Below are 18,546 nucleotides of genomic sequence, written 5' to 3' on the forward strand. Positions count from 1 at the left end.
AATAAGCATCTCCGCTGTTTTTGTAACTAAACTATCATACCCAGCGGAGATCATTTTGCTCCATTAACTTTTCAAAAAATCGGTTACTCGCTGTACATAGCCCTCTTTATCGTAAGATAAGTACAGATAACTAGTTAACTGTACAGGCTCACCAAAGAAAAAACGTTCATACAGCGTTTCTCTTGTGCCAAACGGACTCATCGTTAAATCCCACGCTAGTCGAAAAAGCTTAATTCGATCTTCTGCTCCTCTCGATTTAGCTTGCAAATAACGCGTAATATCTTCCTTAACCAATGAGCGGCACGTATTTTCTGTTGGTATTGCCATTAGTCCGCTTGCACCTAAAAGCTGGATAATTTCTGTAAAGGTAGGATATGTTTTTGAAAATATATTTGCGGCAATACGAAGTGTAGTTTCATTCGGACGCATGTATCCCCATGTATCAATCTCCGCTTCTTCTTCTGCTTTCATCACGAGAGCTTTCATCGTTTCTAACGCAATAATAAGCTCTGTTGCTTTTTCTCGTACATGCGGATAGTCTGTAATGTTAATGGTTTCAATCAGAGATTGTACAATTCCTAATACAAATTCTGTTTTGACAATTCTCCTTGAAGTTACTTGATGCAGAGCAAAAGCTGAGAAGGAACTAGAAGCAAGGAATGTATTTGATACGTCTACATTTTCATAGAAGAACACGCGGTTCCACGGTACTAATACATGGTCAAAGACAACAATTGTATCCATTTCTTCGAATCTAGAACTTAATGGATAATCAAACGTCGACTCTTTTCCTGCAAATGATTCTCTACAAATAAATTTAATTCCTTTTGTATTACTTGGAATTGAAAAAGCAAACCCTTTTTCTTTTCCTTGAATGCCCGCTGAAGACAGTACGAGCAGCTCATCTGTCATTCCGCCCTGTGTAGCAAGCAGTTTCGCGCCTTGGATAACGATTCCCTCATTGTTTTTATCAACTATTCTTGCTGCTATCGGTTCATCGTTTTGCTCGTAATAAAATTGGATTCGATTGACTTGAGGATCGATGAATGTATGAGTGAGCGATAAGTCGTGCTCTCTCACATATTCATAATAAGAAATGATGTTTTCAGGAAAGCAATTTTCTGCTCCTCTCAGGAGTTCTGCAGAGGATGCAAAAGCCATCAATACGGTATTCATATAATCTGGACTTCTCCCCATCATACCGTGAGTTAAGCGAGCCCACTGCTGAGTCATCTCTCGCCTCTTTTTTAACTCCTCTTTTGTTTTAGGCTGTAAATAAGATGTACCGACAAATTCCTTAGAAGCCGGAGATTGGTATGTCATGATATCTTTGATTTTTTTATCATGCTGAAGATCATAAAGCTTAGCTTGACTGTTAATGGCTCCTTTAAAAGCCGGATGTTCTGATATATCGCCTGTTACGAGCTTGCCATCAACCCATACATTTGCTTTTAATTGGTTAATTCTCTCTACGTATTGCTTCCCATTAATTGCTGACATACTCCCACTCCCAGACTTTCGATAAATATTTTCACCTATTGCATTTTTATCATATTACGATGTCTTTTCCATGTTTCCTTCATACATCACAGCTTTGAGCATAAAAAAAGAAGGTTACAGTAACCTTCTTTTTTTATGATTTATTTATATTGAATATCATTTCTTAGGGATTCAACTTTACTTAATGCTTGGTCAATATCAGGCTCTTCAACATTAAAGTGAGCAAGTGCATCGTGAAGATGCTTAGCAATTGCATTAAAATGTTCGGGTTGAATATTCATATTTGCATGTGCTTTGGCCATCGACTTTCCTGAATATTGATTCGGTCCACCTAAGGCAAAGCTTATAAACTTTGCTTGATGTCGACGCTGTTTATCCATATCCGTGTGCTCGAAAAAGTGACTGACTGTTTCGTCTTTTAATACAAGCTCAGAATAAAAATAGTCTACTACTTTTTCAATCGCTTCTTGTCCGCCCACTTTTTCATACAATGTTTGTTCCAAACCAATTCCTCCTTTTGTACCTTTACCCATTATTACCCAATACAAGTATTCATATTCTTTAAAAGGCTTCTTTATGGAAATTCGTTATTGTCATGTTTTATTCCTCTTCCTCATAAAGAATAAAATGTAAAGGGAATGAACGCAGTGCAAAGGAGTTGTAGAAACTGCATTTAATATCTATCGCTAACGGACTTTAAGCATGACGACATTAGATAAGCGCTTCTCTAATACACGTAAGTATAAGCCGGCACGCCTTTTACTCCTACTCGACATGAAAAAAGAGAGCCGGCAGCTTCTTCGTATTTTTCTTCTTCCTTAGCTGTGGTGATAAATAAGGTTTGTAAATCGTCTCCTCCAAATGTACAGCAGGTTACATTGGAAACAGGAAGATGAATAGATTCTATAATTTCTCCTTTATCTGGATCTACACAAATAACTTTCGAACCTCCCCAAAGCGCTACCCATAATCGGTCGTGCTCATCAATTGTCATTCCATCAGGAAACCCGTCCATATCTGAAAGGTCAATCACCACTTTTTCATCTTCGAGCCTTGTTGTTTCTTTAGAAAATGAATAAGACATAATTTTATTTTTCGGTGAATCAACCAGAAAAAATTTGTCTCCTGTTCGATTCCAAGCTAGCCCGTTTGACACGCTTAATCCTTCTTTAGCGCTCTTAATTACACCTTTTTCATCTACTACGTACAGCTGTGCTTTTCCTTCTTCATCTTCTTCACTCATCGTGCCAATCCAAAAGCGATTATATGGATCACATTTCCCGTCATTAAAACGCATGGTTTTTTCAAGAGTATCTAAACGGATATATTCTTCATGATTCTTTTTGTTTTTATCCACTAAAAGCAGCTGATTACGAGTGGAGACGATCAATTTTGAATGATTGGTTGTAGAAACGCTTGTAACGACTGAAGGAAAATCCATATCTTCTAAGGTTGTCGTTTTTGGATCGTACGTAAGAAGTTTTTTATCTAAAATGTCTACTAGCACTAATCTTTGATTTTCTTCATCCCATAGGGGTCCTTCCAGTAAACGTCCATCGTACTTTTTTTCAATTTTCGCTTCCATTTTCAAGCTCCTTTGTTATTTTTATGTACAACCGTTTTTTAATTGCTTTCTAAAAAATATTCCTTTAAGTACGCAAAACAAAAAAACAGGAATATGTTTCCTTTTTATAAATACCCGTTGCATAACCTTCTCTAAACAATAGGTTACAAGAGAATCTTTTCATAAAAAAACAGCACGCTATATATAGCGTGCTGTTTTTTTATTATAAAGTTACGTGTTCTTTTTCTAACTCTTTAACACGTGTTGCAAATTCTTCTTCTGTTAAACCATGTTCTTTTACATAGCGGTTACGAGGACTTACTCGGCATTCATGTGAACAAGCGCGTAAATATTTGTGTTCGTTTTCTTCAGAAGCTAAGATTTTCTTGTTGCATTCTGGGTTTGCGCAGTTGACATAGCGTTCACAAGGCTCGCCGGTAAAGTGATCCTTCCCGACAATCACATGCTCTTTTTGGTTAACTGGTACGCTGATGCGCTCATCAAATACATAGCACTGACCATCCCATAGTTCACCTTGTACTTCCGGATCTTTTCCGTATGTTACAATGCCTCCGTGAAGTTGGCTTACATCTTCAAAACCTTCTTCAAGAAGCCATCCAGAGAATTTTTCACAGCGAATACCGCCTGTGCAGTACGTTAAGATTTTTTTATCTTCAAACTGTTCTTTGTTGTCGCGAATCCATTCAGGAAGCTCACGGAAGTTTCGAATATCCGGACGAACAGCTCCTCGGAAGTGACCTAGATCGTATTCATAATCGTTTCGTGCATCGATTACGACCGTATTTTCATCTTGCATTGCTTGATAAAATTCTTTTGGGCTTAAGTAGTTACCCGTTACGCGGAGAGGATTCACATCTTCTTCTAATCGAAGAGTTACTAATTCCTTGCGGTGACGCACGTGCATTTTTTTGAACGCATGTTCATCTGCTTCGTCTATTTTAAATACAATACCTTCAAAACGAGGATCATTTTTCATCGTTTCCATGTATTTATCTGTTTGTTCAACTGTTCCTGATACTGTTCCATTGATCCCTTCAGCCGCAATTAAAATGCGTCCTTTTAGTTCAAGCTCTTTACAAAATGCCAAGTGCTGAGCTGTGAACTCTTCAGGATTTTCAATTGGAGTGTACAAATAATATAGTAGTACTTGATATGGTTTTCTTTCAGTCATGTTGCTTCTTCCACCTATCTGTTTATATTTGCAAGATATAATGCATGTAGGTCGGTTATTGTGAACCGAATTGATGGTAACAATTCATTACTTAAAGGTACATTACGACAAAAACAACATCCTTTTTATGAGGATGCTTCTATCTAAAAAGTATTACAGTGAATGATTGTTTCAAAAACATACAGTATTTAAGCCTGTAATAGTATAACATATCAAGGCGAACACTTCTAGGATTTGTTTTTTTATGAACATTTTCTTGCGGAGATACGTTCTACCTGAGCTTTTCTGCGCATACATGATGAGATATGAACCTTTGAGATTGGAGGCGGAAATGATGCCTTTTTATACATTAAAAGACGGTGCAACTTTATACTATGAACAACAAGGGGAAGGAACACCTATTATTTTCATTCACGGAGTTTGGATGAGCAGTCGTTTTTTTCACAACCAGCTTTCTTTTTTTTCGAAACAGTATCAAACTATTCTTTTGGATTTAAGAGGACATGGAAATTCAAGTCATACTCCATATGGTCACACAATTTCCACTTATGCTCGCGATGTGCATGAGTTTATAAATAATAATCGATTAAAAGACGTCATATTAGTAGGCTGGTCGATGGGTGCTTTTGTTGTGTGGGAATATTTGAAACAATTTGGTGAAGAAAATGTAAAAGGGAATATTATTGTAGATGAAATGGCTTCAGACTTTAAATGGCCAGACTTTCCGATCGGTGCATTTGATTTACCTGTCCTTATTTCGCTCATGCAGGGTATTCAGCTTGATCGAACAAGTACATTAGAAAGTTTTATTCCGCTTATGTTTAAGGATGAATTAACTGAAGAAGATAAACATTGGATTATGAAAGAAGTAACGAAAATGCCAGAATCGATAGCCAGTGCTATATTGTTTGATCAATCCATTGTAGACTATCGAGATTTTCTCCCGTTTATTACAATTCCTACCTTACTGTGCTTTGGAAAAGAAGAAAAGCTCATTCCTGTAGCGGCTGGAATCCATATTCAAAAGCTGGTTTCAGGTTCTGTACTTGAAGTTTTTGAAAACAGCTGCCACTGCCCTTTTCTAGAAGAAAGCGATCGATTTAACAAAGTTGTAAGCGACTTTATCGAGCATATCTAATTTACAACAAAAAAAGAATTGCCTTGTTTCTAAAGGATTCGGTTGATAGAAAGAAGCATAAGTTAGAACTACAAATCAGCAATATAAATGATAAGTAAAAGCGCTCGAAAAAAATCCGAGCGCTTTTACACTTAATGTTCTCCGCTCTCATTGAACTTAACTCTTTTACAGTTTGAGGCGATAACTTATAAGAATATCTTTTGGTTCAAAACCAACTTTCATATATACTCGATTTGCTTGACTATTTGCTTTATCAACAGTTAGTTTAATTTCATCAATTTGTGGAAATAAAAACATCTCTGTTAAAACTTCTTTTAACAACATCGTTCCTAGACCTTGACTCTGAGCATTCTTCAAAATACAAATATACTCCAATGAGGCCTCTGCCATTTCAGTATCGACTTCAAAGTACGCATAACCTTGCAACTCGTTAGAAATATTTTTAAGTATCTTTAACATATTTCTATCGTTAAGTCTCTCAATAATTGTTTTTCCATTGTAATAAGTATTTTGAAACATCGCATTATGCAGCATTTCAAATGCTTGAGAATCACTATGTTTAAATGACTCACTTTTCATTTCAGTAACTTTATCAAAATTTTGTTCTTTAATTTCTAAGATGGAGTGTTCACCAGTCTTTTTTGCTTTTATATCATTCATAAATACTTGTTGCTGTATATTTTCGTTATTAATAAAAAAATGAAATTCTTGGATCAAAGGATTTTCATTAACTAACTGTTTCCATAATTGAGATTGCAAATCAATAGAAGATGTTTTATTAAAAGGTCCCCACACTTCTGCTACTGTTTCTTCGATATCAAACCCAATAGCTGCTAAAATTTCTCCTGTCCTATTTCTAGCGATTAAAAATTTAATATCACCCTCGTCACTAATAAAATCTTCTTTTAATGTCTGGTAGATTTCTTCTTCTTTGTCACCACAATAACCAATATGTGATGTTTTCTGACTATTTGTTTCTGATAGAAATCGAGATAATTCACCGAGGTTATTTGCTTTTTCTATAATAGCATCCATAACACTATCCCCTTCTTTAACTCCAATTTAGTGTCGTGTTCGTTCCTACTTCAAGCTATCCCTGCTTATTAACCTCTTTTACCTCCCTAGTTTGAAATTATTATTCTATAAGATATTAGTTAATCTCAACACAAATAAGGTAATAAAATCTCGCGTCCGTCATAGGCAAAGCTTACGTTTTCATCTGAGAGCATCTCAGCGTGCTTTGGGATATCAATATCATGTGATAAATGAGTGAACACCATGTTTTTTGCCTGTAGCTTCGCTTTAATCTCCATTGCCTCTGTCACGTCATATACGGATCTTTTTTCTTTTTGAAGATATTCTTTCCAAAAAGATGTACCAAATATCAGTAAATCTAAGTGGTAAAAGGGCTGCCACTGTTCTTTTGTTACATTAAAAGAATCGGATACATATGCCCAGCGTTCGCCTTGTTTTTGATGAACCACAATACCGTAGGAATGACCGTTAAATCCGTGATTTACTTTATGAAACGTAATGGTTGTTTCTCCACTATCCCATTTTAACGTTCCTTTAAAGGTAAGCCCTTTTCTTTTTGCAAGATAAGGAAATCTTTCGGTTAACTCGCTGATGACTTCAGGAGCCCCTACAACTTCTGTATTTACATTGTTCCAGTAGCATAAGTCGGCTAAATCTCCTAAACCAGCAACATGGTCATTGTGAGGATGAGTAATAAAAACGGTAGAAGGGATTTTTTTGTTATTATATAAATGAAATTGATGTTTAAAATCAGGTGAGACATCAATCAAAAACACGTTACCGTCCATTGTAAACTGTGCACTAGGTCTTGTGCGCTGATTTAATGGATCTTTTTGTGTACATACTTTACAGTCACATAATAATCGAGGTACTCCTTGAGCATCACTCGTTCCGTAAAATAAAAGCTTGTTCATTACTCTATTTCCCCCTTTTTTTCTTCTAAAGGTCTATCTTTTTATTTCAAGAAATGTCCTATGTTGTTCTGCATCTTTCCTTTATTTGTCCTTCTAGAATAAAACCAGCTTTTATGTAAAACAGCCAGTCTTTTTAACGACTGGCTTTGCTATATCCCCTATAAAAAACGTTTTTATGCTTTTTCTATTGATTTCTTTCTTCATCTCTTTCGACAATATGCTGAAGAATAGATAATTTGTTCGTCCAAAATTGTTCGTAGTAAGAAAGCCAATCTTTTACTTCTTTTAAAGGCTCTGGCTGAAGGTAATACACTTTTTCTCTGCCTTTTTTTTGTCCATGGACTAAGTCTGCTTCTGAAAGTATATGAAGATGCTTGACAACAGCGGTACGACTTATTGAAAAATGAGACGTTATTTCTGAAATAGGCAATTCTTTTTCAGAAAGCAGCTCAAGTACTTTTCTTCGAGTAGGATCAGCAATGGCTTGAAAGATATCATGCTTGGCAGCTGATGAAGTCATTTAGTTTTCAACAACCTTTCGAAGTTTTTCATTCACGAGACTAATCCACCCGTAGCTCATTCTATCTCGTACCACTGAACTCTTTTCGTTTGCTTTTTCAAGAAGTGTTTCAGCTTCTTTCCATCCGCTATGAATAAGCGTAAATTCAGTTTGATTACCTATTTCTTTTAAGGTAAACGAAACGACCCATCCATCCGTATCCCAAGAGAAAGAAAGATAGTTTGGTGCATCTATTTCTAATACTTTACACGGAGATGGTCCAAAAGGCGATTGCAAATGAAATTCATATCCTATCTGAGGCTGAAAATCATTAGGCATGAACCATTGTTGGAGTCCTTCTGAGGTTGCTACTTTATCCCAAACTTTTTGAATCGGCGCGTTAAAGATTATCGTCTGTTTTACATCTTCTACTACACTTTTATCATTCATCGTTATCTTCATTCTCCTTTTTCAAAAAATAACACCAAAAGGTTTCATATAAGAATGATATAACACCTTTTGATTTCATGTCAATTCCTTTGAAAATGAAATCCTTCAATACATCTCCGTTCTTTGATAAAGAAAGTTGTTATGATGTTGAATGAGTGCATTTTGTTATATTTCAAATATATCTTTTAAACAATGCTTCGTCCGCTTTGTGCCAATGCATAATGAATGCCGTGCTGCAATGTTTGAAAACAATCATATTTTGATAAATCAATATGGGTCTCTGATATAACTAAGCCTAAGTCAGCAGAAATTCCTACTAAAATTGTTTTCGTACCAATCAGGGACGCTGCTGCACCTAATTTTTCGATAAGACTTGCCGTATATTCAGTAAGTTCTTTATCCAATCCGGTTAAATCCAGCACAAGATAATTAGCCTGATGTTTTGGGAGGTTATTTAATGTATTGACAATCAAATCTTCTGTTCGATCCTCATCGTATTTGCCAATCAAAGGAACGACGACTATGCCTTCCAAAACCGGAATAATAGGAGAAGAAAGCTTTTTAATAAGATCTTTTAACTCTGCTGTTTTTTCTGCTACAATGTTTTGCAAATGTTCTATTTTCTGCGCTTCTTTTCTTCTGGCTAATTGATGAATATTTTGAGTGATATCAATGTTGGAAGGGAAGTATTCTACTGTGGTGTATTCATGCCCTTCTATTTGATGTTGAATCACCTTGTACCAAATATTTGTTCCGAACAGTCCTGTAAAAATCCCTGCATAATGGGCCGGAAGAAAATTTCCTCCCTTTGCTTTCTTTTGCGCCACGTTAATTTTATGTTCCCAACTGTCTTTTAATTCAGCAGATAGAGTTTTACTTTCAGGATTTAAATATTTGATAGTTGTTTTTCCCCATCCAGCGGAAGCGTATGTATTTGTAATTAACTCAGCCGCTTCAAAAACCGTTACGCCTTTCATATTTTGAAAGTACTCTCCTACTACTAATCCTTGTCGGAAACCAGTGGTTTCCAGTACTACAGAAGCTGCCTCTTCTCCAGATATTTCTTCGATTGTGTCAAACAATGTTTTCATCGCAGAAGAAATCCAAAAAAGGATCGCATCTTCTCCTTCAAAGCTAAATTGTCCTTTTTCTAAATCCCAAGCAAAACTAAGACCACCTATATCAATATTCTTTTTTTCACCCATGGCGGACTCTCCTTTTTATATAATCTCTCTACTAATAGTGGTTTTTACGTAAAAGTGAGTATGAATTACCTTAGATGCTACTTTTTTTAATCTTATCATTATTATTAGTTCTAAAGGAACAATTCTTTTCAAACTACTGGGCTTGTAATCGTGATTAAATAAAAAAAGCTTCTTAAATAAAATAGAAGCTTTTTGCCGAAGTATTTAGTTTTCCTCTTTACCTTGACAGCTCGGACACTCATAAACATGTACAAAATAAAGTCCAATATGGTGGAATCGTTTCCCTAAGCAATCTGGACATATTCCTGCTTCGCTCATTTGTTCCCGTCGTTTGTCTCGCTGATTAGCTAAGAAATTTACAAATTTCATAAAAGAACCTTCCTCATGTTTTTGACTATAGGTTTTCCTTATGAGAGGTCTTTTATTCGACTAGGTGTATTTATAACAGCACCTGCTTGATTGTGCTTTTAAACTATACTCACATTTTCCAATAATACAAAAAGGATAGATAGAGCATTCTTATGACGCTCATCTATCCTTCATTTTTATCCTATATAATGTTTAACGCTATACAGGCGTCTATCACTATTTCCTAACAAGTATCTGATTTTTGATACAGCTAGCATATACAAGTTATTCTTCTACTTTGTATTTTTCTTTTTTCCGAAGAAACGGCCACCAGTTTCCTTCTCCAAGCGTCACGACAATCGCTGGCATAAGAAGCGGAAGAATAACAAGGCCATAAAGTAAAAGACCAATGATAACAACCGTTGCTACATGAACAAGTGTTAATACACCTGATGGTATCATAGCCCCAAACGTTCCGGCTAAGATAATAGCAGCAGTGATAATAACCGATCCCATCTTACTCATAGACGTAACCATCCCTTCTGCTACGCCGCTTTTTACTTCTTCGTTAAAACGGTCTAATAAGAAAATAGAGTAGTCAATTCCAAGGGCAACTAAAATAACAAAACTAAAGAATGGCACGGCCCAGCTGATTCCGTCATTCCCCATTATATCAACGAATAGAAGCTCTGAGATTCCCATTGCTGTATAATACGTAAGCAGCAGTGAAGCAATCATGTATACAGGCATGATCATTGAACGGAATAAAATGGTCAGCACAATAAACAGTCCAATCATCATAATAACCATTGTGCGTGAAAGATCCGTTGTAGATAAATCTTTTAAATCCGCATTTGAGCTCGATACACCTCCGTACACAATTTCTGTATGCTCAAACGGCGTATCAACCACTTCGCTTGCCACCGCTTTTTCAATATTTTTTACGGTTGAAATGGCTTCTTCAGAATATGGATTTTGATCAAGCACTACGCTGAGCTTAACTCCTTTTCCATCTGCAAAAGAATAGTTATCGATGGATTGTTTAAACCCTTTATCTTTCATCACTTCTTCTGGAAGATAAATACCCGTATCTCTAACTGTTGAGCTGTCACTCATGTTATCAAGCATATCTGTTGCTTTTGTTAAGCCATCCGAGATCTTCGTCAGTCCGTCATTCGCACTTTTAACTCCTTTTGCTAACTGGTTGATACTGTCTGATAGCGTTCCAACTTGACCTTGCTGAGCTGAAAGATTCTCATTTGCTTGTTGGAGACCGGTTTGAATGGTAGTAAGCTGTTTACTGATTGCAACAAGCTGCGGGGCCGCTTGCTGCACATTTCCTGTTGTAGAAAGCTGAGTGCTGACAAGCTGCAGCTGTTGATTAATTTGAGCTAATCCGTCTGCGGCAGGTGCAAGTGACCCGCCAGATTCTTTAGAAGCGGAACCAGTTTGGTCAGCTATTTGATTTAGCCCTTTTTCAATATCACTTAATCCTTTTTGTACATCTCCGATTCCTTTAACAGCCTCTTTGATTCCGTCTGATACAGAGCCCAGCTGTGAATTAACATATAAATCATCGATCTTTTCTCCGGTAGGCTGTGTGATCGTCATGACAGAGTCCACGTGATCCACTTTTTCAATTGCTTTGCTTATATTTCCTAAATAAGGAATAACATCCGCCTTTGTTAACTCCTTATCTCCTTTAATAACAACATTGACAGGAAACGCTTTTCCTTCTCCCAGTGCGTCACTGATGGCGTTTAGTCCTTTTATAGATTTATAATCACTGCTGATTTCAGCAGTAGAATCAAACGATACTTTTGAGTCATAAGTTACAATAAAAGGCACGGTAATAACCGCTGTAATAACTAAAAACACGAACGGTCGCGCCACTGCTTTTTTCCCTAAAAAGCCCCACAGCTTATTGTCGCTATGAGAAGTCACTTTTTTAGACGGCCAAAATAATTTTTCTCCAAGCGTAACCATAAAGAGTGGAAGCAGGGTAAATAAAATGACTAGCAGTACACCTACGCCCACTGCTACGCCGACAGCCGATTGAAAAATGGCAAACTTGGCAAATCCGATGGCTGCAAACCCAATAAATACGGCAATTCCGCTGATAAATAGCGTTCTTCCTGCTGTACGATAAGCCGTGATTGTGGCCTCTACTTTATCATGTCCGTTTGCCAATTCTTCACGGAAACGATTAAGTAAAAGAATGCAGTAATCCGTACCAATTCCAAACAAAATAGCTACTAAGAACGTTTGCGTGAACGTTGAAATTGGAAAATCGACATTTTTAACTAAAATTCCTAGTAACGATTGACTGATTAAGTATGTGATCCCCACAATTAAAATAGGAATAAACGGCGTCACTACTGAACGGAAAACGAGTAGAAGCAAACCTAAAATCAAAAAGATAGTAATAAACTCGGTTTTCTTTAACCCTTCTTCTGAACTGTGTGCAAAATCCTGATTAATAAGAGATGCACCTGTTACATATGCCGTAATGTCTTTTGGCACGTTATCATAAATCTGATTCGCTATTTTTTCAACTTTTTCATCCGATCCACTGACAGTAACCGGAACTAAAACGGTTTTTTTGTCTTTAGACATTAATTGATTACGAACATCTTGATCATCTGTTAAAGGCGTTGTGACATCTTTTACACCTTTAATTTTCTCTGTCTTATCAATGATTTTCTGTATTTGTTTCTCACTATCTTTATCTAATGCGTTATCTAGCTTAATCACCATACTGATGGTATTACTGTCTTCTCCGGCATTTTTTAGAATTTGGCTGGCTCTAGATGAAACGGCATCGTCGGGAAGCTGAGACTGTCCTTTTTCACTTGCGAGCTTTGTTAAATTTGGTGCCGTTAGCATCAATATAACTGTTAAAGCTAAAATGAAGGCCGCAATCACCCATTTAAATTTCACAATAAATTTCATTCTTTGCTTTCCCCTTTTGTAGTTAACTTTTCTTTTGCCATCGTAAGAATTTCAATAAATGTATCTATTTTTTCTTCTTCTACATCATCAAACAAATTCTCAATGATACTAAAACACGCGGCATTTCCGTCATTTATTACCTTTTCGCCTTCAGCCGTAATCTTAATAAGCTTAGAACGTTTATCGCTCTCTAGTTCATTAGTGTCCCACTCCACAAGCCCTTTTTCGAGCAGTTTTTTGATTCGATTCGAAATGGCACTTTTATGAACACCTTGCAAGACTGCAAGACTGCCAGGTGAAGACGGACCTTTAATCATTAAACTATTTAACAAATCAAACTGCTGCCTAGAGACATGTTCGAAGAGGTTATGGCTTATCTCTCTGTGAATTACTTCTGTTCCTACAAACAGCACTTCTTCAAAAAGTTCTACAGCTTGATATAACTTGCTTTTCGTCACTTCTTTCCCTCCTTTGCACATTTAGTTTATAGGTATAAACTATTCAATTTTAAAAATAGTTTATAGGACTAAACTTTATTCTGTCAATAAATTTATGTCTGACTGTCTTCATATATGATAAAGATAAATGGAATTCGAAAAGATACCGCTTACATCAGCTTTTTTGGTTGTCAAAGCTCAATCACTTAAGTATTATTAGTAATTGACTTCTTTTCAAGGAGATATAAATTTTATACACAGAAAGGGTGAACACACATGAATACAATGCATGCTAATGAGCAGGTCAGTAAGAAAGATTCCTTTCCAATTGCTCTCATCTCGTTAACTCTTGGAGCTTTTGCTATCGGAATGACAGAATTTGTTATTATGGGGATACTGCCTAACGTTGCAGAAGATCTTCATGTTAGCATTTCGACTGCTGGTCAGCTCATTACAGGCTATGCTTTAGGAGTAGCAATCGGCGCGCCAATTTTAACTATTTTTACTCATCGACTTCCTCAAAAGCTTCTGCTTTGTTTACTCATGCTTTTATTTATTCTCGGAAATGCAATTGCTATCATTGCACCCAACTATGGAATTTTAATGGGAGCTCGTTTAGTTACGGCATTATGTCACGGTACTTTCTTTGGAGTAGGCGCTGTTATTGCTTCACGGCTCGTACAACCGCATAAGCGAGCAAGTGCTGTCGCAACGATGATGGCAGGTTTAACTATTGCAAATATCATCGGTGTTCCTGTAGGAACATTTATTGGTCAACACTTAGGTTGGAGAGCTTCGTTTGGAGCTATCACGATTATGGGGATTATTGCATTTATCGGTATTATTCTGTTTATCCCAAAGCTTGGTCAAGACAAATTAACAGGTCTAAAACAGCAGTTTGCTGCTTTTACCCAACCAAAACTTCTTGTAATGCTTCTTTTAAGCGCAATAGGATGCGGTAGTTTATTTACTGTGTTTACGTACATTACACCGCTTCTTGAAGACGTTACAGGAGTAAGTGAACACAGCGTTACGTGGATACTTGTATTATACGGATGTGGTGTTACACTTGGAAACGTTGTTGGAGGAAAGCTTGCAGACTGGAAGCTAATGCCTTCGGTTGTAGGTATATTTGCTTTTCTTTGTATTGTGCTGACTATTTTTACGTTTACTGTTAAAAGCCCAGCAGCAGCTATTATCACGCTGTTTTTCTGGGGAGCAGCAGCTTTTGCTGTAATGCCTGGCATTCAAGTGAAAATTATGAACTTAGCACAGGAAGCACCTGCTTTAGCTTCTACTTCGAATCACTCATTTGCTAACTTGGGAAATGCTTTTGGCGCCTTTTTCGGAGGCGTAATTATTAACCATATGGGACTTACTTCACTTCCTTGGGTTGGCGCTATTTTTGTAGGAACGGCTTTTGTTATTAGCACTTGTCTGTTTATTGTGGAAACACGCAAAAAACATAGTGAACAATCTTCCTAACTGTCTAACAACTGAACAACAAGCAAAAAAGAGCCTTTCGCTGTTGAAAGGCCCTTTTTTTGCTTTTAACTCGCTTTTTTCATTTCTTTACTTGTTAATCGACTGTGTTTACGAGAGTAACCTATATATACAAATATACCAAGCACAATCCATATGCTAAAATACAGCCATGTTGTTTTAGGAAGGTTAATCATTAAAAATAAACAAGATAATACAGATAAAATTGGTAAAACCGGGACAAACGGCATTGTAAATCCACGTTTTAAAGTTGGGTGCGTTTTACGTAAGATGATAATGCTGACGCCCACCATGCCGAAAGTTAAAAGAGCTCCGATATTTGCTAAATTTGCAAGTTCTTTTAGATCGATAAATCCTGAAATTAACGCTCCGATAATCCCTACTAGCCAAGTAGAAAGAATCGGAACTCCTGTTTTCTCGTTTGTTTTGGCAAATGCTTTTGGCAGCAAGCCGTCGCGGCTCATCGAGAATAAAATGCGTGTTGCTGCATAAATGTAGGCGAAAATAACAGCCATGATTCCAATGACAGCTCCTGCAGCAATAACTCCTGCCACTGCATTTTGTCCTACTGAATGAAGAACATAGGCCATTGCTTCTGGAACATTCAGTTCCTTATAAGAAACAACTCCTGTCATAACAAGGCATACTGCTACATAAATAATTGTGCAGATCACGAGTGAGCTAATGATTCCAATTGGCAAATTGCGCTGCGGGTTCTTTACTTCTTCTGCTGATGTAGATAAAGCATCAAAACCTAAGAAAGCAAAAAATACGGCCGCTCCCCCTGTCACAACACCTTCAATTCCATAAGGCATAAAAGGAGTCCAATTAGACGGCTTCACATAAAAAGCTCCTACAATAATAAAGAGAAGGATAATAAATAATTTAACAAGCACCATAAAGTTATTCACTTTTTTACTTTCTTTAGTTCCCTTTGAAAGCAGCCATGTAATAAGTAGTGTAATACAAATAGCAGGAAGGTTCACTAGGCCTCCGTTTGCAGGGATCGTAATCAATTCTTTTGGCAGCGAAAAACCAAAGCCTTCTAAAAAGTTATTGAAATAAGAAGACCATCCATTTGCTACTGCTGACATCGTTAATAAATAGACGGAAAGCAACGTCCATCCCATTAAGTGTGCTACCACTTCACCGATTGTTGCATATGTATAGGTGTAAACGCTACCAGATACAGGTATAGTTGAAGCAAATTCCGCATAACACAGCGCTGCAAATCCGCATACAATAGAAGCCAATATAAAAGAAAAAATAACCGCTGGCCCAGCATCGTTAGCAGCTACTAAGCCTGTTAATACTAAAACCCCCGTCCCTATTACGGCTCCAATACCAAGAAGGGTCAAATCGAATGCTCCTAATGTTTTGACTAGAGATTTGTTCTGACTTTGTTCTAATAATTGCTCGATTGACTTCTTTTTAAATAGTTTTCCCATTGCACTCTCTCCTCTCTGTTACCACTCATCCCTTAAAAAAACTTGAAAATGACGTCTTTTCCCATTCGGCTGCGCATTTTTACTTCAGATACAGAATCAATTATATAGAAATAATTACTAACTTGTCTATTAGTATACTAATATCATTATATATATTTCAAGAGTTTTTGTAAGCGATTTCTTAATATCACTCTATTTTGGATTTATAAACTAAATAATAACATTATCATTGTGCTTATGTATAATAAGTTTGAATAAAAATAATATTCTAAAAAATTATTTTATATGTTTTTAGATAACTTTTTTACTAACTATCTTCAAATATAAATTCCTGACATAGAGATTATTTAGAGAATGATGAATGTTTTATCTTACCGGGTGTTATAATGATGAAAACTGAAGTGTATGAAGGGCGGAGAAAGATGATTAACTTACTTATTGGCTGTGTTTTACTAGCATTAGGAGTATACTTTATGTTTAAATTTCTTTTTTACTCTCCTTCTAAAAAGAAGCGAGATCAGCAAAATATGAATAAACCATCAGGTGAGGCTTCAGCTTCATCCCGTATAAACGATTCGAATGGAATAAGATAAATTTTTTTATAAAATACCGGCGTTTGTCTAAGGCAAAAGTTATACTGCTGATATATATTATCTTATACCCTTCTAGTTCAATATTCCCTTCATTTTGGTGTGAGACAAAATGAAGGGAATCACTATCCGACTTAAAAGATCGGATTTTTCTATTTAGTAAGGTAAATAGCTTCAATACACTCTGTTTGAATTCTTTTCTTTATTCAAGTGTACAGCTGCCTCTTCTACACTTACTGTTCCTATATTTTTCTTCCCGTGCTTTCGCATAGCAAGGGATTCATTTTCCACTTCTTTATCTCCTATCACAGCCATATAAGGAACTTTCAGCATTTCTGCTTCTCGAATTTTCAGCCCTATTTTTTCAATGCGATCATCTACTTCAACACGATACCCTTTTAACTCCAGCTCGTATTTCACTTTATATGCATATTCCACGTGCGGCGGTGCAATAGGCAATAGTTTGAGTTGAACAGGAGCTAACCAAAGAGGAAATTGGCCTTCGTAATGTTCAATCAAGATGGCCATAAATCGCTCAACGGAACCGTATATAGCGCGGTGAATCATTACGGGACGATGAGGTTTATTGTCTTCTCCAATATACATACACTCAAACTTCTCCGGCATTAAGAAATCAAGCTGAACTGTTCCACACTGCCAGCTTCGACCTAAGGAATCTAAAATATGAAAATCGATTTTCGGCCCATAAAAAGCTCCGTCTCCTTCATTCACCTGATAGTGTAAGCCTTTTTCACTTAACACAGATTGAAGCGACTTTTCTGCTTGGTTCCATGTTTCAATATCTCCCATGAATTTTTCAGGTCGTGTGGATAACTCCACTTTGTAATTGAAGCCAAAATGTGAGTAAAAGTCATGGATAAACGCTAGAATGCGGCTAATCTCAGCTTCAATCTGACTGAGTTCTACGAATAAATGAGCGTCGTCCTGTGTAAATGAACGGACTCTTAGCAATCCGTTTAAAGAACCAGAAAGCTCGTGACGATGAACTAATCCAAGCTCTGCGTATCGAATCGGAAGTTCTCGGTAGCTTCTTCGCTTGCTGTTAAACAATAAAATGGCTCCCGGACAATTCATCGGTTTAATCGCATAGTTTTGTTTGTCAACATTTGAAAAATACATATTTTCATGATAGTGCTCCCAGTGTCCTGATTGTTCCCATAGCTCCTGTTTCATCATGATTGGTGTTTTTATCTCCTGATAGCCTGCTTTGTAATGCTTTTGTTTCCAGTAGTTTTCTAACTCATTTCGAACAATCATTCCGTTAGGTAAGAAAAACGGCATACCAGGAGCTTCTTCCATCGACATAAACAGCTCCAGTTCTTGACCTAATTTTTGATGATTTCGTTTTTCTGCTTCCATTTGTTTTGACATGTTCATTCCTCCAATATGTTTTTATTCAACAAAAAAGCCGCACTCATCCCCAGTAAAGGGACGAATGCGGCCGTGGTACCACCCTAATTCCGTAAAATACTCATACGTATTTTACGCTTAAAAAGATAACGGTTTTACCGGTTGCGGTTTCAGTGTATATACATTCCCCGCCGCAGCTCCAAGGTGGTAAATTCATTTCGTTTTCTAAGGGTTCTCAGCCAGTGACCCTACTCTCTGTAAAGAAAATTAAAAAATGATTCATGTCCTTCTCATTGCTCGTATATTCATTTTTTCTACATAAAAAACCGCACTCATCCCTGGTGAAGGGACGAATGCGGTCGTGGTACCACCCTAATTCCGTAAAATACCCATACGTATT

General features: G+C 36.8%; 17 protein-coding genes and 2 other annotated features (1 of these 19 only partly in view). Of the genes, 3 read left to right on the forward strand and 14 right to left on the reverse strand.

The features are described from left to right. Positions 1 to 63: 63 nt before the first annotated feature. The 4 genes from hpaB to ACO1DI_RS13430 all read right to left on the reverse strand — a co-directional run bounded on the left by hpaB (position 64) and on the right by ACO1DI_RS13430 (position 4,256). A complete protein-coding gene (gene hpaB, locus ACO1DI_RS13415) occupies positions 64 to 1,500 on the reverse strand; it encodes a 4-hydroxyphenylacetate 3-monooxygenase, oxygenase component (protein ID WP_014460042.1) in 1,437 nt (478 codons plus the stop codon). 140 nt (positions 1,501 to 1,640) lie between these two features. Next, positions 1,641 to 2,003 (reverse strand): group I truncated hemoglobin, encoded by a 363-nt coding sequence (locus tag ACO1DI_RS13420; RefSeq protein WP_025751868.1) that lies wholly within the window; start codon positions 2,001 to 2,003, stop codon positions 1,641 to 1,643. Positions 2,004 to 2,227: 224 nt separating this feature from the next. After that, a complete protein-coding gene (locus ACO1DI_RS13425; protein ID WP_014460044.1) occupies positions 2,228 to 3,085 on the reverse strand; it encodes an SMP-30/gluconolactonase/LRE family protein in 858 nt (285 codons plus the stop codon). Between the two features lie 202 nt (positions 3,086 to 3,287). Further along, a complete protein-coding gene (locus ACO1DI_RS13430; protein WP_140450866.1) occupies positions 3,288 to 4,256 on the reverse strand; it encodes a rhodanese-related sulfurtransferase in 969 nt (322 codons plus the stop codon). A 334-nt stretch (positions 4,257 to 4,590) separates the two neighbouring features. Between ACO1DI_RS13430 and ACO1DI_RS13435 the strand changes: the two genes are divergently transcribed. After that, positions 4,591 to 5,394 carry an alpha/beta fold hydrolase gene (locus tag ACO1DI_RS13435; RefSeq protein ID WP_193345993.1) on the forward strand — a complete coding sequence of 268 codons (804 nt, stop codon included), beginning with the start codon at positions 4,591 to 4,593 and terminating at the stop codon, positions 5,392 to 5,394. A 165-nt stretch (positions 5,395 to 5,559) separates the two neighbouring features. Here the strand turns inward: ACO1DI_RS13435 and ACO1DI_RS13440 are convergent, their stop codons facing one another. The 8 genes from ACO1DI_RS13440 to ACO1DI_RS13475 all read right to left on the reverse strand — a co-directional run bounded on the left by ACO1DI_RS13440 (position 5,560) and on the right by ACO1DI_RS13475 (position 13,255). After that, a complete protein-coding gene (locus ACO1DI_RS13440) occupies positions 5,560 to 6,429 on the reverse strand; it encodes a GNAT family N-acetyltransferase (RefSeq protein ID WP_209369228.1) in 870 nt (289 codons plus the stop codon). A gap of 125 nt (positions 6,430 to 6,554) precedes the next feature. Beyond that, the gene (locus ACO1DI_RS13445; RefSeq protein ID WP_014460049.1) at positions 6,555 to 7,343 is read right to left on the reverse strand and encodes an MBL fold metallo-hydrolase; all 789 of its coding nucleotides are present in this window, start codon (positions 7,341 to 7,343) and stop codon (positions 6,555 to 6,557) included. Positions 7,344 to 7,527: 184 nt separating this feature from the next. Further along, on the reverse strand, positions 7,528 to 7,863 hold the full coding sequence (locus tag ACO1DI_RS13450) for an ArsR/SmtB family transcription factor (protein WP_014460050.1): 336 nt from the start codon (positions 7,861 to 7,863) through the stop codon (positions 7,528 to 7,530). Continuing rightward, positions 7,864 to 8,292 (reverse strand): SRPBCC family protein, encoded by a 429-nt coding sequence (locus ACO1DI_RS13455; RefSeq protein ID WP_014460051.1) that lies wholly within the window; start codon positions 8,290 to 8,292, stop codon positions 7,864 to 7,866. Between the two features lie 185 nt (positions 8,293 to 8,477). Continuing rightward, positions 8,478 to 9,497 carry an STAS domain-containing protein gene (locus tag ACO1DI_RS13460; RefSeq protein ID WP_014460053.1) on the reverse strand — a complete coding sequence of 340 codons (1,020 nt, stop codon included), beginning with the start codon at positions 9,495 to 9,497 and terminating at the stop codon, positions 8,478 to 8,480. Between the two features lie 204 nt (positions 9,498 to 9,701). Then, positions 9,702 to 9,866 carry a hypothetical protein gene (locus ACO1DI_RS13465; RefSeq protein ID WP_171843216.1) on the reverse strand — a complete coding sequence of 55 codons (165 nt, stop codon included), beginning with the start codon at positions 9,864 to 9,866 and terminating at the stop codon, positions 9,702 to 9,704. 264 nt (positions 9,867 to 10,130) lie between these two features. Continuing rightward, positions 10,131 to 12,797: an MMPL family transporter gene (locus ACO1DI_RS13470; RefSeq protein WP_116741121.1), complete on the reverse strand. Its 2,667-nt coding sequence runs from the start codon at positions 12,795 to 12,797 to the stop codon at positions 10,131 to 10,133. Continuing rightward, positions 12,794 to 13,255, reverse strand: coding sequence for a MarR family winged helix-turn-helix transcriptional regulator (locus tag ACO1DI_RS13475; protein WP_014460056.1), 462 nt, complete (start codon positions 13,253 to 13,255; stop codon positions 12,794 to 12,796). The genes ACO1DI_RS13470 and ACO1DI_RS13475 overlap by 4 nt, the downstream gene beginning before the upstream one ends. A gap of 255 nt (positions 13,256 to 13,510) precedes the next feature. Between ACO1DI_RS13475 and ACO1DI_RS13480 the strand changes: the two genes are divergently transcribed. After that, positions 13,511 to 14,719 carry an MFS transporter gene (locus tag ACO1DI_RS13480; RefSeq protein ID WP_014460057.1) on the forward strand — a complete coding sequence of 403 codons (1,209 nt, stop codon included), beginning with the start codon at positions 13,511 to 13,513 and terminating at the stop codon, positions 14,717 to 14,719. Between the two features lie 65 nt (positions 14,720 to 14,784). On the opposite strand, the gene ACO1DI_RS13485 is transcribed toward ACO1DI_RS13480, so the two are convergent. After that, entirely contained in the window at positions 14,785 to 16,185 is a 1,401-nt protein-coding gene (locus ACO1DI_RS13485; protein WP_014460058.1) for an amino acid permease, read from the reverse strand. Between the two features lie 389 nt (positions 16,186 to 16,574). Between ACO1DI_RS13485 and ACO1DI_RS13490 the strand changes: the two genes are divergently transcribed. After that, positions 16,575 to 16,778 carry a hypothetical protein gene (locus tag ACO1DI_RS13490; protein WP_423145372.1) on the forward strand — a complete coding sequence of 68 codons (204 nt, stop codon included), beginning with the start codon at positions 16,575 to 16,577 and terminating at the stop codon, positions 16,776 to 16,778. A gap of 171 nt (positions 16,779 to 16,949) precedes the next feature. Here ACO1DI_RS13490 and thrS read toward each other — a convergent pair whose 3' ends face one another. Further along, positions 16,950 to 18,167 carry a threonine--tRNA ligase gene (gene thrS, locus ACO1DI_RS13495; protein WP_116741129.1) on the reverse strand — a complete coding sequence of 406 codons (1,218 nt, stop codon included), beginning with the start codon at positions 18,165 to 18,167 and terminating at the stop codon, positions 16,950 to 16,952. A 53-nt stretch (positions 18,168 to 18,220) separates the two neighbouring features. After that, positions 18,221 to 18,449 (reverse strand) — a binding site (T-box leader). Between the two features lie 39 nt (positions 18,450 to 18,488). Beyond that, positions 18,489 to 18,546, reverse strand: a binding site (T-box leader) (it continues 169 nt past the right edge of the window).

The organism is Priestia sp. 40 (assembly GCF_049368575.1).
GTDB lineage: Bacteria > Bacillota > Bacilli > Bacillales > Bacillaceae_H > Priestia > Priestia zanthoxyli.

What these genes read in the sequence shown, in the direction of transcription:
- ACO1DI_RS13490 (WP_423145372.1), top strand. Translation starts at nt 16,575, where the DNA reads ATGAAAACTGAAGTGTATGAAGGGCGGAGAAAGATGATTAACTTACTT.
- ACO1DI_RS13480 (WP_014460057.1), top strand. Translation starts at nt 13,511, where the DNA reads ATGAATACAATGCATGCTAATGAGCAGGTCAGTAAGAAAGATTCCTTT.
- ACO1DI_RS13430 (WP_140450866.1), bottom strand. Translation starts at nt 4,256, where the DNA reads ATGACTGAAAGAAAACCATATCAAGTACTACTATATTATTTGTACACT.
- ACO1DI_RS13450 (WP_014460050.1), bottom strand. Translation starts at nt 7,863, where the DNA reads ATGACTTCATCAGCTGCCAAGCATGATATCTTTCAAGCCATTGCTGAT.
- ACO1DI_RS13440 (WP_209369228.1), bottom strand. Translation starts at nt 6,429, where the DNA reads ATGGATGCTATTATAGAAAAAGCAAATAACCTCGGTGAATTATCTCGA.
- ACO1DI_RS13435 (WP_193345993.1), top strand. Translation starts at nt 4,591, where the DNA reads ATGCCTTTTTATACATTAAAAGACGGTGCAACTTTATACTATGAACAA.
- ACO1DI_RS13485 (WP_014460058.1), bottom strand. Translation starts at nt 16,185, where the DNA reads ATGGGAAAACTATTTAAAAAGAAGTCAATCGAGCAATTATTAGAACAA.
- ACO1DI_RS13465 (WP_171843216.1), bottom strand. Translation starts at nt 9,866, where the DNA reads ATGAAATTTGTAAATTTCTTAGCTAATCAGCGAGACAAACGACGGGAA.
- ACO1DI_RS13460 (WP_014460053.1), bottom strand. Translation starts at nt 9,497, where the DNA reads ATGGGTGAAAAAAAGAATATTGATATAGGTGGTCTTAGTTTTGCTTGG.
- hpaB (WP_014460042.1), bottom strand. Translation starts at nt 1,500, where the DNA reads ATGTCAGCAATTAATGGGAAGCAATACGTAGAGAGAATTAACCAATTA.
- ACO1DI_RS13425 (WP_014460044.1), bottom strand. Translation starts at nt 3,085, where the DNA reads ATGGAAGCGAAAATTGAAAAAAAGTACGATGGACGTTTACTGGAAGGA.
- ACO1DI_RS13445 (WP_014460049.1), bottom strand. Translation starts at nt 7,343, where the DNA reads ATGAACAAGCTTTTATTTTACGGAACGAGTGATGCTCAAGGAGTACCT.
- ACO1DI_RS13470 (WP_116741121.1), bottom strand. Translation starts at nt 12,797, where the DNA reads ATGAAATTTATTGTGAAATTTAAATGGGTGATTGCGGCCTTCATTTTA.
- thrS (WP_116741129.1), bottom strand. Translation starts at nt 18,167, where the DNA reads ATGTCAAAACAAATGGAAGCAGAAAAACGAAATCATCAAAAATTAGGT.
- ACO1DI_RS13455 (WP_014460051.1), bottom strand. Translation starts at nt 8,292, where the DNA reads ATGAATGATAAAAGTGTAGTAGAAGATGTAAAACAGACGATAATCTTT.